The organism is Kribbella sp. NPDC004536 (assembly GCF_042873835.1).
Classification (GTDB): domain Bacteria; phylum Actinomycetota; class Actinomycetes; order Propionibacteriales; family Kribbellaceae; genus Kribbella.
The window spans coordinates 198,504-224,635 of record NZ_JBIALY010000005.1 but is presented as its reverse complement, the minus strand read 5'-3'; the positions used below and the strand labels follow the sequence as shown (position 1 = coordinate 224,635).

Annotated in this window: 25 protein-coding genes; 17 read left to right on the top strand and 8 right to left on the bottom strand. The window is 69.4% G+C overall.

Annotated features, from left to right (window positions below):
• Positions 1-31: 31 nt before the first annotated feature.
• Positions 32-1,222: a quinolinate synthase NadA gene (nadA, locus tag ACFYRU_RS37000; protein ID WP_387667940.1), complete on the bottom strand. Its 1,191-nt coding sequence runs from the start codon at positions 1,220-1,222 to the stop codon at positions 32-34.
• Between the two features lie 73 nt (positions 1,223-1,295).
• Here nadA and ACFYRU_RS36995 point away from each other — a divergent pair, with 73 nt between their 5' ends.
• From ACFYRU_RS36995 to ACFYRU_RS36960, 8 genes are all read left to right on the top strand, one after another.
• Positions 1,296-1,874: an NTP transferase domain-containing protein gene (locus ACFYRU_RS36995; protein ID WP_387667938.1), complete on the top strand. Its 579-nt coding sequence runs from the start codon at positions 1,296-1,298 to the stop codon at positions 1,872-1,874.
• 105 nt (positions 1,875-1,979) lie between these two features.
• Positions 1,980-2,855, top strand: coding sequence for an AAA family ATPase (locus ACFYRU_RS36990; RefSeq protein WP_387667936.1), 876 nt, complete (start codon positions 1,980-1,982; stop codon positions 2,853-2,855).
• Positions 2,856-2,860: 5 nt separating this feature from the next.
• Positions 2,861-4,003, top strand: coding sequence for a VWA domain-containing protein (locus tag ACFYRU_RS36985; RefSeq protein WP_387667933.1), 1,143 nt, complete (start codon positions 2,861-2,863; stop codon positions 4,001-4,003).
• A complete protein-coding gene (locus ACFYRU_RS36980) occupies positions 3,996-5,111 on the top strand; it encodes an XdhC family protein (RefSeq protein WP_387667930.1) in 1,116 nt (371 codons plus the stop codon). Before ACFYRU_RS36985 ends, ACFYRU_RS36980 begins: the two co-directional genes overlap by 8 nt.
• A gap of 71 nt (positions 5,112-5,182) precedes the next feature.
• Positions 5,183-5,647 (top strand): (2Fe-2S)-binding protein, encoded by a 465-nt coding sequence (locus tag ACFYRU_RS36975; protein ID WP_387668512.1) that lies wholly within the window; start codon positions 5,183-5,185, stop codon positions 5,645-5,647.
• The gene (locus ACFYRU_RS36970; protein WP_387667928.1) at positions 5,644-8,028 is read left to right on the top strand and encodes a xanthine dehydrogenase family protein molybdopterin-binding subunit; all 2,385 of its coding nucleotides are present in this window, start codon (positions 5,644-5,646) and stop codon (positions 8,026-8,028) included. The genes ACFYRU_RS36975 and ACFYRU_RS36970 overlap by 4 nt, the downstream gene beginning before the upstream one ends.
• Positions 8,025-8,879 carry an FAD binding domain-containing protein gene (locus ACFYRU_RS36965; protein WP_387667925.1) on the top strand — a complete coding sequence of 285 codons (855 nt, stop codon included), beginning with the start codon at positions 8,025-8,027 and terminating at the stop codon, positions 8,877-8,879. Before ACFYRU_RS36970 ends, ACFYRU_RS36965 begins: the two co-directional genes overlap by 4 nt.
• Positions 8,876-9,523 (top strand): SRPBCC family protein, encoded by a 648-nt coding sequence (locus tag ACFYRU_RS36960; RefSeq protein ID WP_387667922.1) that lies wholly within the window; start codon positions 8,876-8,878, stop codon positions 9,521-9,523. The genes ACFYRU_RS36965 and ACFYRU_RS36960 overlap by 4 nt, the downstream gene beginning before the upstream one ends.
• Positions 9,524-9,557: 34 nt before the next feature.
• Here ACFYRU_RS36960 and ACFYRU_RS36955 read toward each other — a convergent pair whose 3' ends face one another.
• On the bottom strand, positions 9,558-9,953 hold the full coding sequence (locus ACFYRU_RS36955; protein WP_387667919.1) for a VOC family protein: 396 nt from the start codon (positions 9,951-9,953) through the stop codon (positions 9,558-9,560).
• Positions 9,954-10,122: 169 nt separating this feature from the next.
• Between ACFYRU_RS36955 and ACFYRU_RS36950 the strand changes: the two genes are divergently transcribed.
• The 6 genes from ACFYRU_RS36950 to ACFYRU_RS36925 all read left to right on the top strand — a co-directional run bounded on the left by ACFYRU_RS36950 (position 10,123) and on the right by ACFYRU_RS36925 (position 15,628).
• Complete coding sequence (locus ACFYRU_RS36950) at positions 10,123-11,382, top strand: glycerate kinase (protein ID WP_387667917.1); 1,260 nt, start codon at positions 10,123-10,125, stop codon at positions 11,380-11,382.
• Positions 11,383-11,564: 182 nt separating this feature from the next.
• Positions 11,565-11,921: an iron-sulfur cluster assembly accessory protein gene (locus ACFYRU_RS36945; RefSeq protein WP_355688408.1), complete on the top strand. Its 357-nt coding sequence runs from the start codon at positions 11,565-11,567 to the stop codon at positions 11,919-11,921.
• A 114-nt stretch (positions 11,922-12,035) separates the two neighbouring features.
• A complete protein-coding gene (locus ACFYRU_RS36940) occupies positions 12,036-12,677 on the top strand; it encodes an ABC transporter permease (RefSeq protein ID WP_387667913.1) in 642 nt (213 codons plus the stop codon).
• On the top strand, positions 12,670-13,842 hold the full coding sequence (locus ACFYRU_RS36935) for an ATP-binding cassette domain-containing protein (protein WP_387667911.1): 1,173 nt from the start codon (positions 12,670-12,672) through the stop codon (positions 13,840-13,842). The genes ACFYRU_RS36940 and ACFYRU_RS36935 overlap by 8 nt, the downstream gene beginning before the upstream one ends.
• The gene (locus tag ACFYRU_RS36930) at positions 13,839-14,660 is read left to right on the top strand and encodes an ABC transporter permease (protein WP_387667909.1); all 822 of its coding nucleotides are present in this window, start codon (positions 13,839-13,841) and stop codon (positions 14,658-14,660) included. The genes ACFYRU_RS36935 and ACFYRU_RS36930 overlap by 4 nt, the downstream gene beginning before the upstream one ends.
• On the top strand, positions 14,657-15,628 hold the full coding sequence (locus ACFYRU_RS36925; RefSeq protein WP_387667907.1) for a glycine betaine ABC transporter substrate-binding protein: 972 nt from the start codon (positions 14,657-14,659) through the stop codon (positions 15,626-15,628). The genes ACFYRU_RS36930 and ACFYRU_RS36925 overlap by 4 nt, the downstream gene beginning before the upstream one ends.
• Here ACFYRU_RS36925 and ACFYRU_RS36920 read toward each other — a convergent pair.
• The gene (locus ACFYRU_RS36920) at positions 15,615-17,063 is read right to left on the bottom strand and encodes a DHA2 family efflux MFS transporter permease subunit (protein ID WP_387667904.1); all 1,449 of its coding nucleotides are present in this window, start codon (positions 17,061-17,063) and stop codon (positions 15,615-15,617) included. The two genes, ACFYRU_RS36925 and ACFYRU_RS36920, sit on opposite strands and share 14 nt — an antisense overlap.
• A 101-nt stretch (positions 17,064-17,164) precedes the next feature.
• Here ACFYRU_RS36920 and ACFYRU_RS36915 point away from each other — a divergent pair, with 101 nt between their 5' ends.
• Together ACFYRU_RS36915 and ACFYRU_RS36910 are read left to right on the top strand one after the other, a co-directional pair.
• Entirely contained in the window at positions 17,165-17,875 is a 711-nt protein-coding gene (locus ACFYRU_RS36915) for a TetR/AcrR family transcriptional regulator (RefSeq protein WP_387667901.1), read from the top strand.
• Between the two features lie 223 nt (positions 17,876-18,098).
• Entirely contained in the window at positions 18,099-19,460 is a 1,362-nt protein-coding gene (locus ACFYRU_RS36910) for an MFS transporter (RefSeq protein ID WP_387667898.1), read from the top strand.
• A gap of 50 nt (positions 19,461-19,510) precedes the next feature.
• Here the strand turns inward: ACFYRU_RS36910 and ACFYRU_RS36905 are convergent, their stop codons facing one another.
• Entirely contained in the window at positions 19,511-20,764 is a 1,254-nt protein-coding gene (locus ACFYRU_RS36905; RefSeq protein ID WP_387667895.1) for an aspartate aminotransferase family protein, read from the bottom strand.
• Positions 20,765-20,846: 82 nt separating this feature from the next.
• Here ACFYRU_RS36905 and ACFYRU_RS36900 point away from each other — a divergent pair, with 82 nt between their 5' ends.
• Positions 20,847-22,319, top strand: a complete 1,473-nt coding sequence (locus ACFYRU_RS36900; RefSeq protein WP_387667893.1) for an NAD-dependent succinate-semialdehyde dehydrogenase — start codon at positions 20,847-20,849, stop codon at positions 22,317-22,319.
• A gap of 7 nt (positions 22,320-22,326) precedes the next feature.
• On the opposite strand, the gene ACFYRU_RS36895 is transcribed toward ACFYRU_RS36900, so the two are convergent.
• The 4 genes from ACFYRU_RS36895 to ACFYRU_RS36880 are packed head-to-tail and all read right to left on the bottom strand — an operon-like array spanning position 22,327 to position 26,131.
• A complete protein-coding gene (locus tag ACFYRU_RS36895) occupies positions 22,327-22,977 on the bottom strand; it encodes a GntR family transcriptional regulator (protein ID WP_387667891.1) in 651 nt (216 codons plus the stop codon).
• Positions 22,974-23,702, bottom strand: a complete 729-nt coding sequence (locus ACFYRU_RS36890) for a maleate cis-trans isomerase (RefSeq protein WP_387667888.1) — start codon at positions 23,700-23,702, stop codon at positions 22,974-22,976. Before ACFYRU_RS36890 ends, ACFYRU_RS36895 begins: the two co-directional genes overlap by 4 nt.
• A gap of 55 nt (positions 23,703-23,757) precedes the next feature.
• Entirely contained in the window at positions 23,758-24,939 is a 1,182-nt protein-coding gene (locus ACFYRU_RS36885; RefSeq protein ID WP_387667886.1) for a PLP-dependent aminotransferase family protein, read from the bottom strand.
• Positions 24,940-24,943: 4 nt separating this feature from the next.
• On the bottom strand, positions 24,944-26,131 hold the full coding sequence (locus ACFYRU_RS36880) for a M24 family metallopeptidase (protein ID WP_387668510.1): 1,188 nt from the start codon (positions 26,129-26,131) through the stop codon (positions 24,944-24,946).
• Position 26,132: the final 1 nt, after the last annotated feature.

The following is a 26,132-nucleotide window of genomic DNA, read 5'->3' as shown; positions in this document are numbered from 1 at the left end:
GGCGCTCCGGAGCTGTGCGGAGCGCCACCGCTCAGTCCTTGGCGGTCTTGCCGGGGAGGGCGAGCATCTGGTCGAGGGCGACCTTGGCGTAGTGCTCGGTGTCGGGGTCGACCTTGATCGGGTTGACGACGTGGCCGGCGACCAGGTTCTCCAGGGTCCAGACGAAGTGCGGGAGGTCGATCCGGTTCATCGTGGCGCAGTAGCAGACGGTCTTGTCGAGGAACACGATGTTCTTGTCGGTGTGCTGCTTCGCCAGGCGCTGCACCAGGTTGAGCTCGGTGCCGACGGCCCACGACGTACCGGGGTCCGCGGTTTCGAGCGCCTGGATGATGTACTCGGTGGAGCCCACCTGGTCGGCCTTCGTGACGACCTCGTGGCGGCACTCGGGGTGGACGATCACGTTCACGCCCGGCACCCTCGAGCGCACGTCGTCGACCGACTCGGCGGTGAAGCGACCGTGGACGGAGCAGTGCCCGCGCCACAGGATCATCTTCGCCGCGGCCAGCTGCTCGCGGGTCAGACCGCCGCCCGGCTTGTGCGGGTCGTACACGACGCAGTCCTCGAGCGACAGGCCCAGTTGAAGTACGGCCGTGTTGCGGCCGAGGTGCTGGTCCGGGAGGAACAGGACCTTCTCGCCCTGCTCGAACGCCCAGTTCAGCGCGGTCTCCGCGTTGCTCGACGTACACACGACGCCGCCGTGGCGGCCGCAGAACGCTTTGATGTCGGCGCTCGAGTTCATGTACGTGACCGGCACCGTCACGTCCGCGACACCGGCGTCGGCGAGCGCGTCCCAGGCGGCCTCGACCTGCTGGATACGGGCCATGTCCGCCATCGAGCAACCGGCCGCGAGGTCCGGGAGGATCACGGTCTGCCGGTCGTTGGTGAGGATGTCGGCGGACTCGGCCATGAAGTGCACACCGCAGAACACGATGTACGGCGCGTCCGGGCGGGCCGCCGCGTCCCGTGCGAGCTTGAACGAGTCACCGGTGACGTCCGCGAACTGGATCACCTCGTCGCGCTGGTAGTGGTGCCCGAGCACGAACACCTGGTCACCGAGCGCCGCCTTCGCCTTCAGCGCCCGCTCCACCAGGTCCGGGTCGGACGCCGGCGGGAGCGCCCCCGGGCACTCGACGCCGCGCTCGGAGTGCGGGTCCGTGTGCTGCCCGAGGAACAGCAACGGAAGGGACTTCGAGCCGTCTGCGATCGTCGTCACGTCAGACATCGTCGCACGCTGGCCGGCCCGCACCGGGCGGTACCCGGCACTGCCCAGACTGTGAAATCAGTACGCTGCCGCTGTGAAGATCGCAGGCCTGCTCCTGGCTGCGGGTGCCGGTCACCGGATGGGCACCCCCAAGGCCCTCATCCGCGACCCATCCGGAGTCCCCTGGGTCGTCCGTACCGCCCGCCTCCTCACCGAGTCCGGCTGTACCCAGGTGGTTGTCGTAGTAGGCGCCGCGGCCGAAACAGTCCGGGCCGAACTGACCACCGAACCGGTCGAGGTAGTCGAGGCAACCGACTGGGCGGAGGGCATGGGAGCCTCGCTCAGCGCAGGCCTCACGCATCTCCGGCCCAGCTCGTCCGATGCAGTCGTGGTGGTGCCGGTGGATGTTCCGGGGTTGACGGTCGGTGCTGTGCGGCGGGTGATGGACGGTGCGGGAACTGAGACTTTGCGGCGGGCGACGTACGACGGGGCGCCTGGGCATCCCGTGGTGATCGGGCGGGCGCACTGGGACGGGGTGATCGCCTCGGCGCGCGGTGACGAAGGGGCGCGGACGTACTTGCGGACGCACGACGCCGAACGGATCGAGTGTGCGGATGTCGCCGACGGTGCCGACGTGGACACGGGCGACGCGTTGCCGCCGGGGCACCACTGAGCTTTGCGGAACATTTTCGGCGTCTGGCGACGGATTGTTTCCGGAAAGCCGGCGGCCTGCCGGGGCAGGGTTGGCAACGTGGCGAAGTAGGTGAATGCTGAAGGAGTGAGTGCCGTCGGCTCGGCGGCTGAGCTGGCCGAGCGTCTGCGGGCGACCGGATACCTTGCCGGAGAGGGCTTGGCCACGGTCGGGTATCTCGCGCTCGCCCTGCACCGCCCACTCCTGCTGGAAGGCGAGCCCGGCACCGGCAAGACCTCGCTCGCGGCGGCGATCGCGGAGGCGCTCGACGTCGAGCTGATCCGGCTGCAGTGCTACGAGGGCATCGACGCGTCCCAAGCCCTGTACGACTGGGACTTCCCGCGCCAGATCCTGCACCTGCGGACCGTCGAGGCGACCAGCTCGGACGCGGCCGTCGAAGAGGTCGAGAAGAGCCTGTTCGACGAACGCTTCCTGCTGTCCCGCCCGGTCCTGCGTGCGCTGCGCGAGAGCCCCGCCGTACTCCTCGTCGACGAGATCGACCGGGCCGACGACGAGTTCGAGGCGTTCCTGCTCGAGGTTCTGTCGACGTACGAGGTGACGATCCCCGAGCTCGGCACGATCACCGCGAACGTCCCGCCGGTCGTCGTACTGACCTCGAACCGCACCCGTGAGGTGCACGACGCGCTCAAACGCCGCTGCCTGTACCACTGGATCGACCACCCCGGCCTGGCCCGCGAGATCGAGATCGTCCGCACCCGGCTGCCCGGCGTCTCCGCCCGCCTCGCCGAACAGGTCACCCGATCGGTCCAGCGGATGCGCGACCTCGACCTGCTCAAACCGCCCGGGGTCGCGGAGACCCTCGACTGGGCCCGCGCCCTCGACGCGCTCGGCACCGACGTACTCGACGTCGAGACCGCCGCCGCGACGTTGGGCGCCGTCCTCAAGTACCGCGAGGACACCGACCGCGTCCGCGAGTCGCTCGACCGGCTGCTGGCGAGCTGACGACGATGACGCGCCTGACACCTGATGCACCCGAGCAGCCTGCACCCGAGCAGCCTGCGCCGGATCTTGCGCTCGCCGGGTTCGCCGCCGCGCTTCGGCATGCAGGTCTTGCCGTGACGGCCGACCGGGTGCACCTCTTCCTGCAAGCAGTCGCGTCGCTCGACGCGACTCTCACTGCGGATGTCTACTGGGCCGGCCGCGCCGCGCTCTGCAGCGGCCCGGACGACACCGCGCGGTACGACGAGGTCTTCGCAACCTGGTTCACCGGCGACCGCGGAACCCGCGGCGTCGTCCCCAGCCACACCCCGCAACCCAATGTCCAAGCCGCCCTCGAATCCGCCGCGGAGGACGGCGCCGACGACGGCGATCGCACTCTCAACGTCTCCGCGAGTACGACCGAAGTCCTCCGGCACCGTGACGTCGCTGGGTTGTCGGCAGCCGACCGCGCCGAGCTCGCCCGCCTGTTCGGCACCCTCCGCCCGCGCGCACCGCTGCGACGGGCGAACCGCCGTCGCCCGTCGCACCGCGGCGAGATCGACCCGCGCCGTACGCTCCGCGCGCAGCTCCGCCAGGTCGGCGAACCGGCCCGCGTCCACTACCGCCGCCGCGGCGTCAGGCCACGGCGCGTCGTCGTACTGATCGACGTCTCCGGATCGATGCGCCCGTACGCGGACAGCCTGCTGCGGCTCGCGCACACGATGGTCCAGCAGGCGCCGCGGACAGTCGAAGTGTTCACGATCGGCACGCGGCTCACCCGGGTCACCCCGGCGCTGCGCCACCGCGACCCCGAGTACGCGCTCCGCGCCGCCGGCGACGTCGTACCCGACTGGTCGGGCGGTACCCGGCTGGGCGAGGTGATGAAGGTCTTCCTCGACCGCTGGGGACAACGAGGTACGGCACGACGCGCGGTCGTCGTCGTGTGCAGCGACGGCTGGGAACGTGGCGACGCGGCACTCCTCGGCGCACAGTTGCAACGGCTCGCGAGCCTGGCGCACCGGGTCGTGTGGCTGAACCCGCATCGCGGCAAGCCCGGGTACGAACCTGTGCAGTCCGGGATCGTCGCCGTCCTGCCGCACCTGGACGATCTCGTCGCCGGGCACAGCCTGGCCAGTTTCGTGCAGCTCTTGGAGGTGGTGGCCGATGCGTGACGTGCTCGACCGGTTGCTGACCTGGTGGGAAGCCGGCGAATCGGTTGCCGTGGGCACCGTTGTCGCGACGTTCCAGTCGGCGCCGCGGCCACCCGGTGCGGTGATGCTGGTCGGCCCCGGACTGGAGGCGGTCGGCAGCGTGTCGGGCGGTTGCGTCGAGGGTGCGGTGTACCAGCTCGGCGAGGAGATCCTGGCGTCCGGCGAGCCGGTGCTGCAGCGGTACGGCGTGAGCGACGAGTCGGCGTTCGCGGTCGGGCTGACGTGTGGCGGGATCCTCGACGTGTTCGTGGAGAAGGTCGACCGGACGACGTTCCCGGAGCTGGGCGAGGTCGCGGCGGACATCGCCGAAGGCCGGCCGGTCGCGATCGCGACGGTGGTGGCGCATCCGGATCCGGCGCGGATCGGGCGGCGGGTGATCGTCCGTCCGGACGGACAGGCAGGCAGCGTCGGTTCGGAACGTGCGGACGATGCGATCGTCGACGACGCGCGTGGGCTGCTCGCGAACGGCCGGACCGAGACGTTGGAGTACGGGCCGGACGGGCAACGACGTGGCGAAGGCATGCGCGTTTTCGTCTCGTCGTACGCACCGGTGCCGCGGCTGCTGGTGTTCGGCGCGATCGACTTCGCAGCTGCGGTTGCGCGACTCGGCTCGTTCCTCGGCTACCGGGTGACGGTGTGCGATGCGCGCGCGGTGTTCGCGACGGCGTCCCGGTTCCCCTTCGCCGACGAGGTGATCGTCGACTGGCCGCACCGGTACCTGTCCGGTGAGGCCGCGGCCGGCCGGATCGACGACCGTACGGTGATCTGCGTACTGACCCACGACCCGAAGTTCGACGTACCGCTGCTGGAGGTCGCGCTGCGGCTGCCGCAGGTCGCCTACATCGGCGCGATGGGATCGCGGCGGACGCACGACGACCGGCTGAAACGCTTGCGTGAGGCGGGTTTGAGCGATGCCGAGGTCGCCCGGCTGGCCAGCCCGATCGGCCTCGACCTCGGCGCGCGCACCCCGGAGGAGACCGCGGTGAGCATCGCGGCCGAGATCATCGCGCAGCGCTGGGGAGGTGCGGGGCAACGACTTTCCTCGGCCGCGGGTCCGATCCACCACTGAACCTTGTGGCCGGGAACTGATCAGGAGCAGGATCGAAAGTACGGCGAGTGCTGACATCTGGAGGCGGGGCGATGACCCGGATCACGGTGAAGGTCGACGGAAGCAGCTTCACGGACGAGGTGGAGCCGCGCACGCTGCTCGTGCACTATCTGCGCGAGCAACTGGGGAAGACGGGCACCGTGGTCGGTTGCGACACCAGCAACTGCGGCGCCTGCACGGTCCACCTGGACGGCCGGAGCGTGAAGTCCTGTTCGCTGCTCGCGGTGCAGGCCGACGGGCACGAGGTCACCACGATCGAGGGGCTCGCGACCAACGGCCAGTTGCATCCGATGCAGCAGGCGTTCCACGAGAACCACGCCCTGCAGTGCGGTTACTGCACGCCGGGGATGATCATGCAGTCGATCGACCTGCTGGCCGACAATCCGAACCCGACCGACGACGACATCCGGCTCGGGATCGAAGGCAACCTGTGCCGCTGCACCGGCTACCAGAACATCGTGAAGGCAGTACGCGCCGCGGCGGGAGGTGCCCAGTGACCACCACCGAGGAACGTCCCACCGCCGAGGTCGGCAAGGCCCGCCGGCGCAAGGAGGACGCCCGGCTGATCACCGGCCGCACCCGCTGGACCGACAACATCGTGCTGCCCGGCATGCAGCACCTCGCGATGGTGCGCAGCCCGTTCGCGCACGCGCGGATCACCGCGATCGACACCTCCGCCGCGAAGGCCGCGACCGGAGTGGTCGCCGTGATCACCGGCGCCGACATCGCCGAGGAACAAGGCGCACTGCCGAACGCGTGGGCCGTCGTACCCGACCAGAAGGCGCCGCCGCACCCGTCGATGGCCGTCGACCGGGTCGCGTTCGCCGGCGAGATCGTAGCGATGGTGATCGCCCGCACCGCCGCCGAGGCGAACGACGCCGCCGACCTGGTGGACGTCGACTACGAGGAACTGCCACCCGCCCTCGAACTGAAGGCCGCGGCCCGTGACGAGGTGCTCGCGCATCCGGACCTCGGGACGAACGTGTCCGCAGTCTGGGCGTACGACTCGGCCGAGTCCGGGACCGGCGGCGACGTCGAGGCGGCGATCGCGGCCGCCGGCGACGGCGGCGTCGTGATCGAGCGGGAGTTCCGGCAGCAGCGGCTGATCCCGGCGTTCATGGAACCGCGGTCGATCGTCGTCGATCCGACCACCGAGCAGATGACGGTCTGGTCGTCGACGCAGGTACCGCACTTCGTGAAGATCTTCATCTCGCTCGTGCTCGGGATCCCGGAGAGCAAGATCCGGGTGATCGCACCGGACGTCGGTGGCGGGTTCGGCGGCAAGCTGCAGTTCACGCCGGAGGAAGTCCTCACGGTGATCGCGGCCCGCCGGACCGGGAAGCCCTGTAAGTACAGCGAAACCAGGTCCGAGTCGTTGATGGCCGCGCACCACGGCCGGGACCAGTGGCAGCAGCTCACGCTCGCCGCGAACGCCGACGGCACGGTCACCGGGCTGAAGGTCGAACTGACCGCCGACATGGGCGCGTACCTCGGCCTGGTCACGTCGGCGATCCCGTTGCTCGGCGCGTTCATGTACAACGGCATCTACAAGTTCCCGGCGTACCACCTCGGCATCACGAACGTGTTCACGAACAAGACGTGGACCGACGCGTACCGCGGCGCCGGCCGGCCCGAGGCGACGTACGCGATCGAACGCCTGATGGACGAGCTGGCCGCGCGGGTCGGCGTCGACGCGCTGGAGATCCGCGAGCGGAACTGGATCAAGCACGAGGAGTTCCCGTTCTCGACGATCTCCGGGCTGCGCTACGACTCCGGCAACTACGAGGCCGCGACCGCGAAGGCCCGCGAACTCTTCCGGTACGACGACCTGCGCAAGGAGCAGGCCGAGCGCCGCGCGTCCGGCGACCCGGTGCAGCTCGGGATCGGCGTGTCGACGTTCACCGAGATGTGCGGCCTGGCGCCGTCGCGCTGGCTCGGCTCGATGGGTTACGTCGGCGGCGGCTGGGAACACGCGGCGATCCGGGTGCTGCCGACCGGCAAGGTCGAGGTTGTCACCGGGACGAGCCCGCACGGGCAGGGCCACGAGACCGCGTGGAGCCAGCTGGTCGCGGACCGGTTGGGCGTGGCGTTCGAGGACGTCGAAGTACTGCACGGCGACACGCAGGTCGCCGTACGCGGGCTCGACACGTACGGGTCGCGGTCGCTGACCGTCGGCGGGATGGCGGTACTGGCGGCCGCCGACAAGGTGATCGAGAAGGCCAAGCCGATCGCAGCGCAGCTGCTGGAGGCGAACGCCGACGACCTGGAGTTCTCGGCCGGGCGGTACGGCGTCCGCGGTACGGATGCGGGCATGACGATGGCCGAGCTGGCTTTCGCGGTGTTCCAGGGACACAAGCTCGACGGGTCTGCCGAGGGTTGTCTGGACGCGGACGCGACGCTCGACCCGGAGGACTTCTCGTTCCCGCACGGTACGCACCTGTGCGCGGTCGAGGTCGACACCGAGACCGGGGCGACGAAGTTGCGGTCGTACGTCTGTGTGGACGACATCGGTGTGGTGGTGAACCCGCTGATCGTCGAAGGGCAGGTGCACGGCGGGCTCGCGCAGGGCATCGCGCAGGCGCTGTTCGAGGAGGCGGTGCACGACGAGTCGGGCACGCTGGTGACCGGTTCGTTCGACCAGTACACGTTGCCTGCGGCACCTGATCTGCCGGACTTCGAGACCGCGCGGACCGAGACGCCGTCGACCACCAACCAGCTCGGCGTGAAGGGTGTCGGCGAGGCGGGCACGATCGCGTCGACGCCGGCTGTCGTCAACGCGATCGTCGACGCACTCCGGCCGCTGGGGGTCACGGACGTGCCGATGCCGTGTACGCCGTACCGGGTGTGGAAGGCGATCCAGGAAGGGGCGCAGTCATGATCCCGGCAGCGTTCGACTACTACGCGCCCACGACCGTCGACGAGGCGCTGGGGTTGCTGCGTGAGCACTCCGACGCGAAGGTGCTCGCGGGCGGGCAGAGCCTGATGCCGGCGTTGCGGCTGCGGCTCGCGGCGCCCGAGACGATCGTCGACCTCGGCAAGATCGACGACCTGCGCGGGATCCGCGACGACGGCGACGCGCTGGTGATCGGTGCGATGACGCCGCACAGCACGGTGCAGGCCGATCCGCTGGTCCGCGAACACGCCCAGCTGATTTCGTTGGCAACGGCAACGGTCGGGGATCCGCAGATCCGGCACCGCGGGACGTTCGGCGGGTCGCTGGCGCACGCGGATCCGGCGGCGGACCTGCCGGCGGTGGCGGTCGCGCTGGACGCGTCGTTCGTGATCGCGGGCGCGGACGGTACCCGTACCGTGGCGGCGCCGGAGTTCTTCCAGGGCGTGTTCAGTACGGCGCTGGCCGAGGACGAGTTGCTGGTCGAGGTGCGGGTGCCGAAGTACACCGGGTGGGGCGCGCACTACGAGAAGTTCAACCGGGTCGCGCAGGGCTGGTCGATCGTGTCGGTCGCCGCGGCGGTACGGCTGGACGGCGACCGGATCGCCGAGGCGCGGGTCGGGCTCGGCAACATGGGCCCGGCCCCGGTGCGGGCGACGGCGGTCGAGGCGGCTCTGGTGGGGCAGCCCGCCACCGCGGACGCCGTACGGTCTGCGGCTGAGCGAGCGGCGGACGGGACGTCTCCGGTGACCGACAGCAACGGCGACGCGGACTACCGCCGGCACCTGGCGACCGTACTCACCCGGCGCGCGGTGCTGGCAGCGGCAGGTACCGCGTGAAGCTGGAGCACAAGTTCGTCGTACCGGCTCCGCTCGAGCAGACGTGGGCCGCGTTCAACGACCTCGAACGGGTGGTGCCGTGCTTCCCCGGCGCCACCCTGACGTCGTACGAGGGCGACGACTTCACCGGGACGTGCAAGGTGAAGCTCGGCCCGGTGTCGCTGCAGTACTCCGGCACCGGCACGTTCCTCGAACGGGACGAGTCCGCCCACGCGGCCGTCATCGAGGCCAAGGGCAAGGACCGCCGCGGCAACGGCACGGCAACCGCCCACGTCACCACGCGACTGACCGGTACGTCCGACAACACCACCGAGGTCACTGTCGACACCGACCTGACCATCACCGGCCGCCCCGCCCAGTTCGGCCGCGGCCTGATCCAAGACGTCTCGAACAAACTCCTCGACCAATTCACGGCCTGCCTGAAAACCAAACTCCAAACCCCGGACGCATCGGAGGAGCAACCGAGCCCGGAGAAGCCCGAGAGCCCGCCGACAACCACCAACGCGCGTACCTCCGTCATCGAGGACGAGCCGCCGGCCCTGGACCTCGGCACCACCGTGCTCCCGATGCTCGCCAGACGCGCCGCGCCGTACCTGATCGGCGCCGTACTCGCCCTAGTCCTCCGCCGCCTCCTCCGCCCCTGACCCCTCCGGCCTCAGGCCGTGTCCGCGCGTGTGGTCACGCCTCAGGTACCGGCGGGCCGCCGGGTGGCCACTCGACCAGTTCCAACCGGTAGCCGTCCGGGTCTACGAGCCACGACGTCTTGGGGCCCTCGGGTCCGTGATGCACCGGTTCGCCGGGAGTCAGGCTGGCCGCGGTCAGGCGCTCGACCGCGGCGGCGAGCGTGTCGACCTCGATGGCGAAGTGTTCGAAGCCGCGGATCTCGACCGGGCCGTCGGCGGGGCGGTGGACGAGTTCGAGGGACACCGAGTCCTCGGCGGGCAGCCGCAGCCAGACCAGGCTGGAGCCGTCGTCGAACGGGACCTTGCCGAGGTTGATGTACCCGACCTTGGCGTAGAAGGCGAGCGACCGCTCCAGGTCGCTCACCCGCAGCGCGAACAGGATCGATTTCATGCCGATGATCTAACCGGGTCGGGGGCTTAACGACAGGAGGTGCCGGGTGATCGGGGCGGGGTGGCCAGGTGTTCAGGCGGGCGGCGGCGTATGCGTACATGACTACGTCCTGTCCTTAGGTTCGTGGACGGGCGCGGGGGATGCGGGCGGGGTGGGGGAGGATGTGCGCATGCGGATTCTGATTGCGCCGGACAAGTTCGCGGGGACGTTGACGGCTGTGGAGGCTGCGGCGGCGATCGAGGAGGGGTGGCGGCGGCGCGACCCGGAGGCGACGGTGCTGGTGGCGCCGATGGCCGATGGCGGGCCCGGGTTCATCGACGTACTGTCCGCGGTTGTCGACGGGAAGCTCCTCTCGGTCACGGTCCGCGGGCCGCTCGGCGAGGAGACGCCGGCGACCGTGCTGCTGGCGGGGGAGACGGCGTACGTCGAGACCGCGCAGGCGTGCGGGTTGCACCTGGTGGAGCCGAAGAACCGGCGGCCCGAGGACGCGTCGACGTACGGCGTCGGCCAGCTGATCACCGCGGCCGTGGACGCCGGCGCGAAGCGCATCATCCTGGGCCTCGGCGGCTCCGGCACGAACGACGCCGGCGCCGGCCTCCTCGCCGCCCTCGGCGCAACCGCCGAATCAGTGGAGCCGGACGCCGCAGCGACCGCCGAATCAGTGGAGCCGGACGCCGCAGCGACCGCCGAATCACAGGAGCCGGACGCCGCCGCGACCGCCGGACCAGGTGAGCCGGACGCCGCCGTGAGCGCCGGACCGGGTGAGCCGGGCGCCGGCGCGGCCCGTGGGTCCGGCCGGCTGGACGCCGGTGCGGCTGGGCTTGCCGGGCTTACCTCCGTTGACCTGGGTCCGGCTCGTGAGCGTGTGGAAGGGATCGAGTTCGTCGCGGCGAGTGATGTCGAGAACCCGATGCTCGGGCTGCGCGGTGCCACGAATGTGTTCGGGTCGCAGAAGGGGATCACGGACGAACGGAAGCCTGAGGTCGACGGCTGGTTGACGCACTTCGCGGAGCTGGCCGACCGGAAGACCGCGGACCAGAAGGGTGCGGGCGCCGCGGGCGGGCTCGGGTACGCGCTGCTGCTCCTCGGCGCGGAGCGGGTGTCCGGGATCGACCTGGTCGCCGAGCTGACCGGGTTGAAGGAGAAGGCGTCCCAGGTCGACCTGGTGATCAGCGGTGAGGGCGCGTTCGACTTCCAGTCCCGCGATGGCAAGGTGATCGCCGGTGTCGCGAAGGTCGCGAACGACGCGATGCGGCCGTGCGTCGTACTCGCCGGGAAGGTCCTGATCGGGTCCCGCGAGATGCGGTCGATGGGTGTCGAGTCCGCGTACGCGCTGGTGGACGCGGTCGGTGAGGAGCAGGCGTTCGCCGACCCGCACGGCTCCTTGGCCACGGTCGCGGAACGCGTCGCCCGGACCTGGGCGCGCTGACCGTGCGTCACCTCCGCGTCCGGGCGCGGTGATCAGCCTCCGACCAGGATGGTTGATCTGTGAAATTGGTGTGCGACCATGGGAATGAGCGCGGGACGACGGCTGTTGTCCTGTGTTGACAAGAGACTTCCGTGCCGACGGGGTTCGTGCGTAGGCACTTGAGTAGATGACTGGAGTCAGGGATGACTGAAGCGCAGACCGAGCAGGCCGTAGCTACGGGTGTTCTCCTCACCGACGGAGCCGCCTCCAAGGTGAAGGCGCTGCTCGACCAGGAAGGCCGCGACGACCTTGCGCTGCGGGTCGCCGTTCAGCCGGGTGGGTGCTCCGGGCTGCGGTACCAGCTGTTCTTCGACGAGCGTCAGCTCGACGGCGACGTGGTGGCCGACTTCGGCGGTGTGAGTGTTGTCACCGACCGGATGAGCGCGCCGTACCTGAAGGGTGCGACGATCGACTTCGTCGACACGATCGAGAAGCAGGGCTTCACGATCGACAACCCGAACGCCACCGGCTCCTGCGCCTGCGGCGACTCGTTCAACTGAGCCACACCGAAGCCCCTGGTCACCGTCGCGGTGACCAGGGGCTTCGGCCTGTCCGGACTTCGGTAGCGACCGTACGGATGTGTAAGCGAACGCTTGTTGGGTACCTGTGCCCGCGTGTGGGACTACATAACTGAGCGTCACTCGCAGTTGCTCTATCAGAGCTACCAGCACCTGAGCCTGGTGATCCAGTGCGTGCTGCTGGCCACCGTGATCGCGGTCGGCCTGGCAGTCGTCGTGCACCGCAACCCGCGGATCGCGGCCCTGGCCGGCGCGGTCAGCGCGGTCGGTCTGACCATTCCGTCGTTCGCCCTGCTCGGGCTGATGATCCCGGTGGCCGGCATCGGTACGGCGACCTCCGTCGTTGCGGTCACCTTCTACGCCTGCCTGCCGATCCTGCGGAACGCGGTCGTCGGCCTGGCAGGTGTCGACGCGACGCTGATCGAGTCGGCCCGCGGCATGGGCATGGGTGCGATCCGGACCCTGCTCCGGATCGAGATCCCGCTGGCCTGGCCGGTGATCCTGGCCGGCGTCCGCGTCTCGGCGCAGATGTCGATGGGGATCGCGGCGATCGCGGCGTACGTGCTCGGGCCCGGCCTGGGCAGTTTCATCTTCACCGGCCTGACCCAGATCGGTGGCAAGAACGCTCTCAACTCGGCGCTGGTCGGCACGATCGGCGTCGTCCTGCTCGCTCTGATCCTGGACGCCATGCTGCTGCTCGTCGGCCGCCTGACCACCTCGAGGGGTATCCGTGCCTGAATCCGAACCTGAAGTCAGCGGCGTCGACATCGAGTTGACCGATGTCGTCAAGCGGTACCCGGGCCAGAAGAAAGCAGCCGTCGACGGCCTCACCCTGCACATCCCGGCCGGCGAGATCGTGATGTTCGTCGGCCCGTCCGGCTGCGGCAAGACCACCTCGCTGAAGATGATCAACCGGCTGATCGAGCCGACGTCGGGCAGTATCCGGATCGGCGGCGAGGACATCGGCAAGCAGGACGACGACGACCTGCGGCGCCGGATCGGGTACGTGATCCAGGGCGGCAGCCTGTTCCCGCACATGACCGTGACGCAGAACATCGCGCTGGTCCCCGGGCTGCTCGGCTGGGACAAGCGCCGGACGGCCGAACGCGTCGACGAACTGCTCGAACTCGTCGGCCTCGACCCGGCCCGGTACCGCGACCGCTACCCGCGGGAGCTGTCCGGCGGGCAGCAGCAGCGGGTCGGCGTCGCCCGCGGGCTGGCCGCCGACCCGCCGGTGATCCTGATGGACGAGCCGTTCGGCGCGGTCGACCCGATCACCCGGCAGCGGCTGCAGGACGAACTGCTCAGCATCCAGGAGGAGTTGCGCAAGACGATCGTCTGCGTCACCCACGACTTCGACGAGGCGGTGAAGCTCGGCGACCGGATCCTGATCCTGACCGAGGGCGCGAACATCGCCCAGTACGACACCCCGGAGGCGATCCTGGCGAACCCGGCGAACCGGTTCGTCGCGGACTTCGTCGGCGCGGGCGCCGCGCTGAAGCAGCTCACGCTGAGCCGGGTGAACGAGCTCGAGCTGAACGAGCGGACGGTCGCGGAGGTCGGCGACCCGGCCCCCGCCGTACTGCGGGCCGCGACGCAGGCAGGCGACGACTGCGTCGTGGTGCTCGACAGCCGGCGGCGTCCGGTCGACTGGATGTGGACCACCGATCTGTCGGAGATCGACAACGTGCCGGTTCCGGACGAGGACACCGACCTGGTGACGATCGACCGGCGCGCGACGCTGAACGACGCACTCGACCGGATGCTGATGTCGAGCCACGGCCGCGCAGTCGTCACCGGCCGGCGCGACGAGTACCTCGGTGTCGTGGACTTCCAGGCCGTGCTCGCCCGGATCCAGGACGGCAACGGTCAGCAAGAGCAAGGGGACGAGGTCGCGCTGTGACCACCCTGGACACCGGCCCTGACCTGCAGCGACGGGACAACCGGGCCGACGCGAAGGCGGCCGCGGCCGGGCTCGCGACGAGCCGGGCGCGGCGGCCGACGTTGGGGTTGCTCGTCGGCCAGCCGCTGTTCGTCGCGATCGTGGTCGGGGCGTGGGCGATCTGGCGCTCGCAGGCCGAGCTCGACTCGATCGAGCAGCGCCAGCTGGAGTGGAAACTCGTGGCACAGTTGACTTTCCAGCACCTGAAGCTGACCGTGGTCGCCACGATCATCGTGCTGCTCATCGCCGTACCGCTCGGCATCATGCTGACCCGGCCGCGGTCCCGCCGGGCCGCGCCGGTCGTGGTCGCGGTGGCGAACGCCGGCCAGGCAGCGCCGGTGATCGGCCTGATCGTGCTGCTCGCGATCTGGCTCGGTTTCGGTTTCTGGACCGCGATCGTCGCCCTCTGCCTGTACGCGATCCTGCCGGTACTGCGGAACACGATCGTCGGCCTGCAAGGTGTCGACAGCACGCTGGTCGAGGCCGGGCGCGGCATGGGCATGTCGAGTCTGGCCGTCCTCGGCCGGATCGAACTGCCGCTCGCGGTCCCGGTGATCATGGCCGGCATCCGTACCGCGCTGGTGCTGGTCGTCGGTACGGCGACGCTCGCGACGTTCATCGACGCGGGAGGACTCGGCAGCCTGATCACGACCGGCATCCGCCTGCTGCGCTACCCCGTACTGATCAGCGGCGCGATCCTCGTCGGCGCGCTCGCGTTGCTGATCGACTGGGCGGGCCGCGTACTCGAAGAAGTGACCCGACCGAGAGGCCTCGAATGAAGCGGCTGACGGCGGCAGCGACCGCCCTCCTTCTGGTCCTGTCCGGCTGCGGTCTCGGTACCAGCGGCGGCTTCGTACCGACCGGTGCGCTGCAAGGCCAGCTGCGATCGGTGCAGAGCCTCGACGGGCTGACGATCGGCGTCGGGTCGAAGAGCTTCCAGGAACAGCTGATCCTCGGCAAGATCGCGGCGATCCTGATGCGCTCGGCCGGCGCGAACGTGCACGACCTGACCAACATGCCGGGCAGCGACACGTCCCGGCAGGCGATGCTCCAGGACCAGATCCAGATGGCCTGGGAGTACACCGGCACGGCGTGGATCTCGTACCTCGGCCACGACAGCGGGATCCCGGACAAGCAGCAGCAGTACGACGCGGTGGCCAAGGAGGACGCGGCGAAGTACGGGCTGATCTGGCTGAAGCCCGCGCCGATGAACAACAGCTACGGCTTCGCGATGACCCGGAAGGAGTCCGACCGGCTGCACGTCACCAAGCTGTCGCAGGTGCAGTCGCTGCCGGTGAAGGAGCGCACGTTCTGCGTCGAGTCGGAGTTCGCGAACCGCAACGACGGGTTCGAGCCGATGCTCAAGCACTACGGGATCCCGATCGGTTCCGGCGTACCGCGGAACAACGTCCGGACCCTGGACACCGGCGCGGTCTACGCGGCGACCAGCCACGGGGACTGCCGGTTCGGGGAGATCTTCACGACCGACGGGCGGATCAAGTCGCTCGACCTGGTCGTACTCCAGGACGACAAGAAGTATTTCCCCGCGTACAACGTGGCGCCGGTGATCAGCAAGAAGGTGCTGGACAAGTACCCGCAGCTGCGCGACCTGTTCCAGCCGGTGACCGACAAGCTCACGGATCCCGTACTGATCGACCTGAACGCCCAGGTCGACGTCGAGGGGCGTGAGCCCGCCGACGTCGCCATGGACTGGTTGGTGAAGGAGGGGTTCGTCAGCCGTGACTGACGCTCTCCTCCCGGGCCCGCTTCGGGAGTAGGTACGTCACCGCGAGGCTGACGACGAACAACCCGATCGCGACCAGGACCGAGGTCTTGGTGGCACCCAGGAACGCGTGGGTCGGCAGCAGCTGGAAGAAGATCGTGCCGATCACGGCGACACCGATCGCTCCGCCGTACTGCTGCATGGCGGTCAGTACGCCGGACGCCGACCCCGCGGCCTGGTCGTCGACGGACGCCAGGATGATGTCGAACAGCGGCGCGAAGACCATCCCGGCGCCGATGCCGGTGGCAAGAGTCGCGGGGACCAGGTTCCAGATGGTGGTGGCATCGCCGTAGGTGTGCAGGGTGAACCAGACGCCGGCCATCGCCACCGTCATCACCGCGACGCCGAGCTGCAGCGCCTTGCGGCCGAGCTTCGGCGCGAGGGCTGCGCCCGACACCGGCGCGCCGATCGCGATGCCGAGGGAGAACGGCACCATCGCGAGGCCGGCCTTCAGCGGGCTGTAGTGCAGACCGAGCTGGGTGAACAGGTTGAAGACCAGCATGAACCCGTTCATCGCAAGGAAGAACGTGGTGATCACGCCGAGGCCGGCGACGTACCCGCGGTTGCGGAACAACGACGGGTCGATGACCGGGTTACCGGACCGGCGCTCCCGCCAGCCGAACAGCGCGAAGACGACGAGTGAACTGGCCAGCATGAGGATTGTCCACAACGGCCAGCCGAGCTCGCGGCCCTGCACGAGCGGGTAGATCAGCAGACCCGACGCCGCGCTGACCAGCAGCACGCCGATCGTGTCGAGCCGGGTGGCGCCGGGTGTCTTGACCTCGGGCATGAAGCGCAGCGCGCCGACCAGTGCCGCGATGCCGATCGGGACGTTGATGAAGAAGATCGTCCGCCAGCCGGCGCCGAACCAGTTGGCGTCGATCAGTACGCCGGCCAGGATCGGGCCCGCGACCGCGGACAGTCCCATCACCGGGCCGAACATGCCGAACGCCTTACCGAGTTCGTCCGGCGGGAAGACGGACTTCGCGATCGCGAAGCCCTGCGGGATCATCACCGCGCCGAGCAGGCCCTGCGCGACCCGGCTGCCGATCAGCAGTTCCGGGCTGGTGGCCAGTCCGCAGACCGCGGACGCGACCGTGAACCCGAGGGCGCCGATCACGAACAACCGGCGGCGGCCGACCAGGTCGCCGAGCCGGCCGAAGGTGATCAGGCCGATCGCGAACGCCAGCGTGTAGCCGGCCAGCATCCATTGCATCGCCGACTCCGAGCCGCCGAGCTCGGCGCGGATCGACGGCGCCGCGATGTTCACGATCGTCGCGTCGACGAGGTCCATGATCTCGGCGATCAGGATCGTCGCGAGCACGAACCAGCGCCAGCGGTACGGCGTACCGCGTGGGGTGGTCGTGGTTTCTGGTGAGTTCTCGAGTGTGGTGCTCATCGTTGGCCCCCTCAGATGATTTCGAACGGTGTTCGTTGACGAACACTGTTCTACGCGCGAACGATGTTCGTGTCAAGTACGGTGTTCGCTACAGTGATCGCATGAGTCAATCCCCGTGGCAGCCGATCACCCCCGCCAAGCCCGTCCGCGAGCGCAAGGCGCCGCTCACCCGGGAGCGGATCGTCGACGCCGCGATGGCGGTGCTGCGCAAGGACGGGTACGACGCGGTCTCGATGCGCAAGGTGGCGCAGGAACTCCGGACCGGGCCGGCGTCGCTGTACGCCCACGTGGCGAACAAGCGCGAGCTCGACCAGCTGCTGGTCGAGCGGGCCAACGCGCAGATGGTGTTCGACGAACCGGTGGACCCGGCGCGCTGGCAGGAGCAGCTCAAGGCGCTGATGCGCGAGATGCTGCGGGCGATGCGGGCCAACCCGGGCGTGGCGCGGGCCGCGATCGGCGCCGTGCCGGTGGGGGAGCGGGCGCTGCAGACCACCGAGCGGATGCTCACGTTGCTGAAGGCCGGCAACCTTCCGGATCAGGCCGCCGCCTGGGCCGTCGACCTGATTCCGCTGTACGTGACGGCTGTCGCATTCGAGGAGACGGTGCAGAGTGCGTCGGACTGGATGCCCGAGGACGTCGAGGCGTTCGTGAACGGTCTGCGGACGTTCCTGGCGGAACAGCCGGCCGACCGGTTCCCGCTCGTGGTGGCCCTCGCTGGGCCGTTGACGTCCGGTGCCGCCGGGGACGAGCGCTTCGAATTCGGCATCACGGTCATCACCGCGGGGCTCGCCGCGCTCGCCGACCCGGTCTGACCCAACTTCTCCGACTCCTTGTGGTTCACGAATGCACATGGTTAACCTTCGGATTGTCAACAAAACTACGACCTGGCATGGACGTGTGGGATTTGGCGGGTGGGGCACACGGGTGAGGCCGTAAAGACGACAGGAGGAAATCGTGGACGCCGAGAGCCAGCCGCCAGCGAGCCCGCAGCCGCGGCCCCAGGACGGCCCACCGAGTCCGCCCGAAAGTCCGCCCGTGAGTCCGACCGAACAGGAGCAACCGCCCGGAGTTCTGAAGAAGGCGATCGCCGCGTCGGCGATCGGAAATGCCACGGAGTGGTTCGACTACGGCATCTACGCCTACGGCGTGACGTACATCTCGGCCGCGATCTTCCCCGGCGATACCCAGAGCCAGACCCTGCTGGCGCTGATGACGTTCGCCGTTTCGTTCCTGGTCCGCCCGCTCGGCGGCCTGGTCTGGGGCCCGCTCGGCGACCGGCTCGGCCGCAAACACGTGCTGGCGATCACGATCCTGATGATGTCCGGCGCGACCCTGTTCGCCGGTCTGGTCCCGTCCTTCCACACGATCGGCTACTGGGCGCCGGTACTGCTCGTCCTGCTGCGGATGATCCAGGGCTTCTCGACCGGCGGCGAGTACGGCGGCGCCGCGACCTTCATGGCCGAGTACGCGCCGAGCCGCAAGCGCGGGTTCCTCGGGAGCTTCCTGGAGTTCGGCACGCTGTCCGGGTTCTCGCTCGGAGCCCTGCTGATGCTCGGCTTCTCGCTCGTCCTCGGTGACGAGAAGATGCACGCGTGGGGCTGGCGGTTGCCGTTCCTGGTCGCCGCGCCGCTCGGCCTGATCGGCGTCTACCTGCGGTCCCGGCTCGAGGACACGCCGGTCTTCCGCGAACTCGAGGCCAAGGGCCAGAAGGAGGAGGAGACCGCGACCCAGTTCAAGGACCTGCTGTCCGGGTACTGGGCGCCGATCCTGCGCCTCGGCGGCATGGTGATCGCGCTGAACGTGGTGAACTACACGCTGCTCACCTACATGCCGACCTATCTGGAGAAACAGATCGGCCTGAGTGCGGACAAGTCGCTGATCGTGCCGATCATCGGCATGCTCGCGATGATGGTGTTCGTCCCGTTCGCCGGCCGCGCGTCCGACCGGCTCGGGCGAAAACCGTTGTGGTGGGCATCGTTGGCCGGGCTGTTCGTGTTCGGCGTACCGATGTTCCTGCTGATGGGGACGAACCTGCTGGGCGCGATCGTCGGCTTCGCGGTGCTGGGCCTGCTGTACGTGCCGCAGCTCGCGACGATCTCGGCGACGTTCCCGGCGATGTTCCCGACGCACGTCCGGTACGCCGGGTTCGCGATCGCGTACAACGTGTCGACGTCGCTGTTCGGCGGTACGGCGCCCGCGGTCAACGACTGGCTGACCGCGAAGACCGGCGACTCGCTCGTCCCGGCGTACTACATGATGGCGGCCTGCGTGGTCGGTGCGCTCGCGCTGGCCAGGGTGCCGGAGACGTCGCGGTGCCCGATCAACGGCACCGAGATCCCGGGAACCGAGGACGCCCCGCCACCGGTCGCGCTGGAACCGGCGCCCGCCAAGGCCTGAACAAACGAACGACCCGCGTTCACATCGGTGAACGCGGGTCGTTCGCGTTGTCAGCCGAGGACTTTAGATACGGCGTCGGACCAGAGGCCCGCTGCTTCGTCGACCTCGTCGGGGGAGACGACCAGTGCGGGGATGAACCGTACGACCTGACCCCACGCACCACACGTGAGCAGCAACAGGCCGCGGCGTGCGGCTTCTTGCTGTACGGCGGTTGCGGTCGCGGCGTCGGGCTTGCCGTCCGCGTCCCGGAACTCGTTGCCGATCATCAGCCCGAGCCCACGAACGTCAGTGATCTGGTCGTGCTTGTCCGCGACCAACTGCAGCGCCTGCTTCAGTTGGGCGCCGCGCTCGGCCGAGTTCTGCACGAGGCCCTCGTCCTGGATCACGTCGAGGGTGGCGAGCGCTGCGGCGCAGGCGACCGCGTTCGCGCCGTACGTACCGCCCTGCGAACCGGGCCAGGCCTTCTCCATCAACTCCGCCGGCGCGGCGATCGCGGACAACGGGAAGCCCGAGGCCAGACCCTTCGCGGTCACCAGCACATCCGGGTGCGAGCCGAAGTGATTGCCGCCCCAGAACTTGCCGGTCCGCCCGAAGCCGGTCTGGACCTCGTCGACGACCAGCAGGATGCCGTGCGCGTCGGCACGTTCGCGCAGGCCGGCGAAGAACCGTTCGTTCGCAGGGACATAGCCGCCCTCGCCGAGGACGGGCTCGACGAAGAACGCCGCGGTGTCGGCCGGCGTACTCAACGTCTGCAGTACGTAGTCCAGCTGGCTGAGCGCGAAGTCGGTCGCCTGCTCGACCGGCCAGCCGAAGTGGCCCGGGTCCGGGAACGGTGACACGTGGACGCCTGCCATCAGCGGGCTGAACCCGGAGCGGAACTTGGTGCCGGAGGTGGTCATCGACGCGGCCGCGACGGTGCGGCCGTGGAAGCCGCCGTGGAAGACGATCACGTTCGGCCGTCCGGTTGCCTGGCGGGTGAGCCGGAGGGCCGCTTCGATCGCTTCACTGCCGGAGTTCGCGAAGAACATCCGGTCGAGGTGGCGGGGGAGTACCTCGCCGAGCCGGTCGACCAGCGTGAGCAGCGGGCGGTGCATGACGGTCGTGTACTGCGCGTGGATGATCCGGCCGACCTGCTCCTGGGCGGCGGCCACCACCCGTGGATGGCAGTGCCCGGTCGACGTGACGCCGATGCCGGCGGTGAAGTCCAGGTACCGGCGGTCGTCCTCGTCGAACAACTGCACGCCCTGGCCGCGGGCCGCGACCACGCCGGTTGCCTGTTTGAGGATCTGCGAGAGCTCGGCCACGGGACTTCCCTCTTCTCTCCGGAGCTGTAGGATTGTTGACAATCAGCGTATCTCAGCAGTTGAGGCCGGTGAAGGGGTGCAGATGGACGAGTCCACCGTGGTCCGGGCGGTCGAGAAGCGGTTGTTCATCGACGGCAAATGGACCGACGCGACCGGCGGTGCGACGTTCGACGTGGTCGATCCGTCCACCGGTGCGGTGCTCTGCGCGGTCGCCGACGCATCGCCGGCGGACGGTCGCGCGGCCCTCGACGCCGCGGTGGCCGCGCAGGCGGACTTCGCGCGTACGTCGCCACGGGAACGGTCCGACCTGCTGATGACGGCGTACCGGCTCTTGACGGAGCGGGTCGACGAGCTGGCGTTGCTGATGACGCTGGAGATGGGCAAGCCGCTGGCGGAGGCGCGCGGCGAGATCGCGTACGCGGCAGAGTTCTTCCGGCACTTCTCCGGGGAGGCGTTGCGCATCGACGGCGGGTACCAGACCGCGCCGGCCGGCAACGCGCGGTTCCTGATCACCAAGCAGCCGGTGGGTCCGTGCCTGCTGATCACGCCGTGGAACTTCCCGATGGCGATGGGGACCCGCAAGCTCGGGCCGGCGATCGCCGCGGGGTGCACCAGTGTGATCAAGCCGGCGCACCAGACGCCGCTGTCGATGCTGGCATTGATGGAGATCCTCGCCGAGGCCGGCCTACCGGCGGGCGCCGTCAACTGCGTCACCGCGATGGACGCGGGCGGGGTGATGGAGCCGCTGATCCGCTCCGGGCTGGCGCGGAAGCTGTCGTTCACTGGGTCCACGAAGGTCGGGCGGATCCTGCTGGAGCAGTGCGCGGAGAAAGTGCTGCGGACCTCGCTCGAGCTCGGCGGGAACGCGCCGTTCATCGTGTTCGAGGACGCCGACCTGGACGAGGCGGTGACCGGGGCGATCGCCGCGAAGATGCGGAACATGGGCGAAGCCTGTACGGCGGCGAACCGGATCTTCGTCCACAGTTCGGTGATCGACGACTTCGGCCGGCGGCTCGCGGAGCGGATGGGTGCGCTGCGGGTCGGGCGCGGTACGGAGGAGGGCGTGAACGTCGGCCCACTGATCGACGCGGCGGGGCTGGAGAAGGTGCGCTCGCTGGTGGCGGACGCGGTCGACCGCGGCGCGACGGTGCTCACCGGCGGAGAGGTTGCCATGGGCCGTGAACGTGACACTGGGTTCTTCTACCCGCCGACGGTGCTCACCGGCGTACCCCGGGAGGCGGCGATGGCGGACCAGGAGATCTTCGGGCCGGTCGCGCCGCTGACGCCGTTCGAGACTGAGGACGAGGTGGTCCGGGCCGCGAACGACACGGAGTACGGACTGGTCGCCTACGTCTTCACGAACGACCTGCGCCGGGCGCTCCGCGTCGCCGAGTCGATCGAGACCGGCATGGTCGGCCTCAACCAGGGCGTCGTCTCGAACCCGGCCGCCCCGTTCGGCGGGGTCAAGCAGTCCGGTCTCGGCCGCGAGGGCGGATCGGTCGGCATCGAGGAGTTCCTCGAGACCAAGTACATCGGCATCGCCGTCAGCAGCTGACCAGGCGTCAGCGGTTGGTGAGGCGCTTGACGGCGTCGTCCATGTGGTCGGACAGCAGTTCCTCGGTACGCTCGACCTCGCCGCGCCGGATCGCCGACGCGAGCTGATGGTGTTCGAGCACGCGCTTGTCCTCGGTGGCGTACGTCTCCTCGAGCGCGTGGATGCACATCCGGGTCTCAATGATCGACGTCCGGTGCATGCGCAGCAGGCGCTTGCTGCCGGCCGACCGGACGAGCAGTTCGTGGAACGCGATGTCGAGTTCGCCGACCGCGGCCGAGTCGTTGCCGGCGGCCTTCATCTTCTCGACGATCGCGTGCAGTTGCAGCCCGACCGTCTCGAAGTCGCCGTCGCGGAGGATCAGGTACGCGGCGGCCCATTCGATCGCCTCGCGGGTGAAGTACATGTCGCGGATCTCGGCGGGCGTCATGTCGATCACGAACAGGCCCCGGTTGCGGATCGAGACCAGCAGACCCTCCTGCGTCAGCCGCGACATACCTTCGCGGAGCGGTCCGCGGCTGACGCCGAGCTGGCGGGCGAGTGCCGCCTCGTTGAGCTGGGCGCCGGGCTTGAGTTCGCCGCTGCCGATGGCGCTGCGCAGCTTGTCGGCGATGATGCTCGGCGTCGACTGCTGCGCGAGCGGCTCGATGTAACCGGTCACTGCTCGATCTCCCCTGTCGAGAACAACGTGCCGAGGTCCGGCAACGAAGGCACCGGCCCGACGAGTTCCAGCCCCTTCCACACGGTCACCTGGTTGGCGGTCAGTACGGTCTTGCCGGTCGCCAGTTCCAGGTCCTCGATGATCCCGAGCGTGTGCATCGCGGTGTCCGGGACCAGTACCGCCTCGGCGTCCGGGTGGTCGGCGGCCTTCACCATGTCGATCACCTGGTCGGCCGTCAGCGTGCCCACCTCGGCCGCGGTGACGATCCCGTTGCTGCCCATCGACACCACCTCGATGCCGGCCGCGGCGAGGAACCGGACGAAGTGCTGCGCGACGTCCTCCGGGTACGACGCGGCGACCGCGACCTGGTAGATGTCCAGCGACTTGCACGCGTCCACGAACGCGATCGACGTGGACGAGGCCGGTACGCCGACCGCCTGCGCGACCCCGGCCGCCTGGATGTTCGCGCCCTCCCGGCCGAACACGAAGCTGCCCGACGTACACGCCCACATCACGGAGTCCGGTTGCGCCTGCTTCAGCTGCACCGCGCCCTCGGCAAGCCGCTCCGCCCGGCCCAGGTCGAGGAGCGCGTCCACCCGGTGCGCGTCCTCGCCCACCGAGGTGATCACGACCGGCAACCTGACCGCGCCGTTCAGCCTCGCCTCGAGCGCGGGATAGTCGTCCTCGGCGCTGTGACCGGGATACAGCAGCCCTACCGTGACCATCGGACCTCCTGACTGGATCTCCGCCGAATCGGTGGATTGTCGACAATGCTAAGGGTTACAGCTTGTCCGCCGCGCGGCGCAGGCGGGCGACGCCTTCGTGGATCCGGTCGGGGGTGGTCGACGCGAAGCAGACACGGAAGGCGCCGCCGAACCGCCCGCTGGGGGAGAAGGCCGTTCCGGGGATGAACGCGACGCCTTCGGCGAGCGCGACCTCGAACAGCTTCTCGGCGTCGATGCCGTTCTCCAGCGTGACCCAGAGGAAGAAGCCACCGTCCGGATCGGTCCAGCGTGCGATGCCGCCGAAGTGCTCTGTCAGTGCCGCGTGCATCGCCTCCTTGCGGCGCTTGTACTCGGCTCGCTGCGTGATCAGGTGCTGCTCCAGGTGGCCGCCGCTCAGGAATCCGGCAAGCAGCCGCTGCGCAGGCAGATTCGTACACGTGTCCATCGCCTGCTTGGCGTTGATCAGCAACTGCTGCAGCTCCGGATCCGCATCCACCCAGCCGACGCGCAGCCCCGGCGCGACGATCTTCGAGAACGTCCGTACGGAGAAGACCAGCGGATCGCCCGCGCCCAGTTCCCGCAAGGTCGGCAGTGGATCGCCGGCGAACCGGAGCAGACCGTACGGGTCGTCGTCGATCACCATCGAGCCCCAGGAACGGGCCAGCTCCAGCAGGCGGTGCCGCCGTTCGAGCGAGAGCGTCGCGCCCGAAGGGTTCTGGAACGTCGGGATCGTGTAGATCGCCTTCGGCCGGCGTCCGGCGAGCAGGCGTGGCAGTTCGTCGACAATCATCCCGTCGTCGTCGACCGGCACCTCGAGCAGTTCCGCGCCGTACGAGAGCGCAGTCGCGCTGCCGTTCGTGTACGTCGGCGACTCGACGACGACCAGGTCGCCCGGGTCGACGAAGATCTTGCAGAACAGGTCGAGGCCCTGCATGCCGCCGGCCGTGATCGTCAGGCGGTCGGCGGTCGTCTCGTCGCTGGTGCCGCGCAGCATCTCCAGCAGCGCCGCGTGCAGCGGCGGATCGCCCTCGGTGGCGGCGTAGTCGTACGCGTCCGGGCGGCCCAGCTGTTCGGCCGCGATCGCGGACAGGATCTGCGACGGTACGGCCTCGGCCGCGGGCGATCCCATCGCGAACCGGACGATGTCGTGGGTCTGCTTGTGCAGCAACGACGTACTCGAGTCGATCACCGAACCCACCAGCCCGGCGGCGCGTGCGGCGTACGGGAGTGCTGACAAGGGTTTACCTCCTGATCGTCAGTTCGTGGGACAGACCGGTCAGTCGTTCCACACCGCCGGCGGTGACCACCACCGGCTCGGACAGCTCGTACCCCCAGCCGTCCATCCACATCCCGAGGATGACGTGGAACGCCATCCCCGCGGCCAGCACGGTGGTCTCCTCGGGGCGCAGGCTGACGGTGCGTTCGCCCCAGTCCGGCGGGTACCCGATCCCGATCGAGTACCCGATCCGCGATTCCTTCACCAGACCGTGGGCGGCGATCACGTCGTTGAACGCGGCATGCACCGCGCCGCCGGTGACGCCCGGCCGGATTGCCGACAGCGCGGCACTCATGCCGTCGGCAACGATCTTCGCGGTCTCGCGCAGCCGCCGCGGCGGGTCGCCGAGCATCACGGTGCGGGCATGCGGAGCGTGGTACCGGCCGAACACACCGGCCAGTTCGACCGTGGTCGCCTCACCGGCGGCGAACGGGCGGTCGGTCCAGGTCAGATGCGGCGTACCGGCGGCGTTGCCGGTCGGCAGCATCGGCACGATCGCGGGGTAGTCGCCGCCGTGTTCGGGCGTACCGGTGGCCTGCGCGGCGAGGATCTCGGCGACCAGGTCGCACTGCCGGCGGCCCGGCCGGAGCTGGTCGAGGGCGATCCGCATCGCCTGCTCGGCGATCCCGCCGGCGATCCGCAGCTGGCGCAGTTCGTGCTCGGACTTGACCAGCCGGACCCAGTTCACCAGCTCGCCCGAGTCGACCAGCCGGCGCCCGGGCAACCCGTTGCCGAGGGCAAGGTAACCGCGTGGCGTGAAGTAGTGCGCGTCGGCCTCGACCGCGACGTCGGCGCCGGCCGGGACCAGGTCGTCGCAGACGCTCGCGATCCAGTCGTACGGATGTACGTCGGGCCGGTGCACCAAGCGCTCGGGATAGCCATGGATCTGCTCGGCGCGCAGGTTGCAGGTGTACGACGCCCCGGCTGCGTCCATCGCCCGCGCGAACAGGTGCGCCTCGCCGTCGGCCGGAACGAGCAGGCACTGCGGTGTGTAGAACGACCACGCGTCGTAGCCGGTCAGGTAGAAGAGGTTCGCGGGATCGCTGACCACCAGCGCGCCGAGGCCTCGTTCGGCCAGGACGGCGCGGACGCGGGTCAGCCGCCCGGCGTACTCGTCCGGTTCGACCGCCTGCTCGAGCAGGTCGGACACCATG